The 3,077-nt window shown below is 61.3% G+C and carries 3 protein-coding genes and 1 tRNA gene; all 4 read left to right on the forward strand.

Annotated elements, in window-relative coordinates; genetic code table 11:
• On the forward strand, positions 1–1,002 hold a 1,002-nt coding region (locus RMN73_RS06795; protein WP_309602567.1), incomplete at its 5' end, for a hypothetical protein.
• Positions 999–1,643 (forward strand): MOSC domain-containing protein, encoded by a 645-nt coding sequence (locus RMN73_RS06800; protein ID WP_309602568.1) that lies wholly within the window; start codon positions 999–1,001, stop codon positions 1,641–1,643. The genes RMN73_RS06795 and RMN73_RS06800, both read left to right, overlap by 4 nt.
• 113 nt (positions 1,644–1,756) lie before the next feature.
• Positions 1,757–2,929: an AI-2E family transporter gene (locus tag RMN73_RS06805; RefSeq protein ID WP_309602569.1), complete on the forward strand. Its 1,173-nt coding sequence runs from the start codon at positions 1,757–1,759 to the stop codon at positions 2,927–2,929.
• 55 nt (positions 2,930–2,984) lie between these two features.
• Positions 2,985–3,061: transfer RNA gene (locus RMN73_RS06810), tRNA-Asp, on the forward strand.
• Positions 3,062–3,077 lie beyond the last annotated feature (16 nt).

The raw sequence follows: 3,077 nt of genomic DNA on the forward strand, positions 1-3,077 counted from the left end.
CAGCCAGGCGTGACCTTGTTCATCGACGCGCGTTATTATGCGCTGCTTGCCCTGCTCAGCACGGCGCAAACAATTGCCTTTCTCAAACTCCTCGACCAGCCCACGCTTCGGCCAGCGACAGCGTGGACCGGGCTCGCGGCACTGGCCATCCTGACTCATTATTTCGCCGCGATCCCGGCGATAGTGCAGGGGCTCTACTTCCTTTGGCGTTATCGCGGCCGTGCCCTCCGCTGCTGGCCGGCGATGCTCGCGACATTGCCAGCATTTGCATGGTTTGTGGTCCACTTGCCCCGCCTGATTTTGTATGCGCAGCCGGGCATCAGCTGGTACGAGAAGCTTCGGCTGTCCGACGTGCCCAACCTGTTGTTCTGGCCGGTCGGCGGCACCTTGTTCATCGGCGCCGGAATTATCCTTATCGCCGTGGTTTTCCGGTTGCGACCACAGCCAGCTCCAAATGTCTTCGCCGTCGCCGCGCTCGCAGCATTGTCGGCACTATTGCTGATTAGCGCCGGGCTGATCGCGCCCGTGTTCAGCGGCCGCTATCTGCTGCCGCTTGCGCCGCCGATCTTGCTTGCGGTCGCCGCGTCGATCCGGCCAGCGGGCTATTTGCCGATGGCAATCTGGTATTTCGCAACGATGGGCGGGATGGTCGGTCTGGCGAAACAGCTCGATGAGCAGGCCAATTACGGGCTTGAAAAGCCGGCGCGTCTGCTGTCCGATGTTCGAGAGGTGACTTGGATGATCGATTATGGCGGTTCGAAAATCCATGATCGCGCGCAGATGGAAGCAATGCTGGCTGACGCCTTCGCTCGGGATCAGCGGACGATTACTCCACGGTGGAGCACCGACCTGCTTGGCGGCGACGGGCTGATTTATTTCTACGGCCCTGACAAAGCGGCCCAAGTTGCTGCGATGAAGGCGACATGGCGCTGTTTCGATCTTCGCAGCCATGATCATCTTGGCGTGGCCTGCGCCCGGCCCCGTGATAGGCTGCAACCATGACAATCCGTGCACGCCTTCATTCGGTCCAGCTCGGCCGGATTGCACCACTCGGGCCCCAAGGCGTGCCCAGCGGTTTCGTCAAATCTCGAATCGATGGCCCAGTCGCCGTCACTAGCCTTGGCCTCGCTGGCGACGAGACAGCCGACCTCAGCGTCCACGGTGGTCCTGAAAAGGCGGTCTATGCTTATTCCGCCGCGCATTATCCCGCCTGGGCCGCGGAGCATCCCGAGCATGCTGCATTATTCATTCCCGGAGGAGTAGGCGAAAATCTGACCATCGACGGATGGGTCGAGGCCGACTTATGCGTTGGAGATGTTCACCGCATTGGCACCGCGCACCTTCAAGTCTGCCAGCCGCGCCAGCCCTGCTTCAAGTTCGCGCTCCGTTTCAACGACAATAGATTGCCCAAGGCGATGGTTCGCAGTGGTCGCGCCGGCTGGTATTATCGCGTGATCGAGGAGGGGATTTTAAGCGCTGGCGATGCGGTCGAACTGGTTGATCGGCCAAATCCCGGTTTCTGTTTCGACCAGCTGGTCACGATCGTTAATGCGCGCTGCGCAACGACCGACGAGTTAGCGGCGATGGCGGCAATGGAGGGGTTGGCCAGCAAGCTTCGCGCGTGGGCGCGCTCGGCGGCCTGACCCGATCCTTTTGTATCGGTCACTAGCTCTGGCAGCGCGTGCCCAAGCTCGTCGCTGACAGAAAATAATCGGTGAGGCTGGTCGATCTGTTCAACGCTCGATAAGCATGGCTGATGGCTGTACCGCGCAAGACCAGGATCAAGTCCGCCGTGCCGGCGATTCCGATCGAGGGTGAGAATCTCGAGGCGAAACGGGTTCGCCTGCTTGCCTCGCTCGTTTTGCTGGGCGGGGTCGGCCTGGTCATTGCGCTGCCGTTCGCGCTTCGCGCCGGGGCCGAGTTCTTTCTTCCGGTGACGGCGGCGATGGTCGTGGCAATCGCCTTGGTGCCGATGCTCGAATGGTTCGAGCGGCGCGGGGTTGGTCCGCGGCTCGCCGCCGTGCTGTGCGTGATCATTTTCCTCTTCGCCGCGGCCTTCGCTATCGCCTCGATCGTAATGCCGGCGATCGACTGGGTGGCGATGGTGCCCGAACGGATCGACCGCGTTCGAGTAACCCTCGCGCCATTGCTCGACCTGTATAAGAATCTCGAACAATTCGTCGACAAGACGGTGTCGCAGATCAGCATGTCCGGCGCCAATGCCGGCCGCGAAGTGCGAATCGCGACCCCCAATTCGATGCTGGGGATAATCACCGCGTCGGCTCCCCATGCCGCCATCCAATTATTCTTCGCGCTGCTGGTGATCTATTTCTTCCTTTCGGGTTGGACCTCGATGCGCCGCCGCACGATCAAGAGCCGCGGCAGCTTCGAAGGGGCACTGACGACTGCTCGCGTAATCCAGGAAGTGGTCGAGGCGACTTCGACCTACATCGGTACGATCACCCTCATTAACGTCACTCTGGGCGCGCTGACCGCGCTGATCCTGTGGATGCTTGGTATGCCCTCGCCGCTGATGTGGGGCGGTATCGTCGCCGTATTGAATTACATTCCCTACCTCGGCCCGGTGGTCGCGGCGTTGTTGCTGTTCGTCGGCGGCCTGATGTCCTTCCCCGACGCCTGGTCGGCGTTGCTCCCGCCGGCGATCTTTCTGGCGATGCACACCGTCGAGGCCAATGCCCTTACCCCGATGATCGTCGGCAAGAAGATCGAGGTGAACCCGCTGCTGATACTTGTCTCCTTGAGTTTCTGGGCGTGGGTTTGGGGCACGGTTGGCGCCTTGCTGGCAGTGCCGCTGCTGATCATTTTCAAGACCATCTTCGCGGCCGCAGGAACGCCAGATATCGCCGGCTTCCTGTTCGAGGACGGGAACTTGACCCATGTCGGCGAGGAGGATGAAAAACCCGCCTGAGGCCGTTGACAGCATCTGGGGGCTACCCTAGTTGACCGCCCACGCCGAAAATTAAGCGGGTGTAGCTCAGTTGGTTAGAGCGCCGGCCTGTCACGCCGGAGGCCGCGGGTTCAAGTCCCGTCACTCGCGCCATTCCCTCATTCGGGAA

It is taken from the genome of Sphingomonas sp. (assembly GCF_031372575.1).
Lineage (GTDB): Bacteria > Pseudomonadota > Alphaproteobacteria > Sphingomonadales > Sphingomonadaceae > Sphingomicrobium.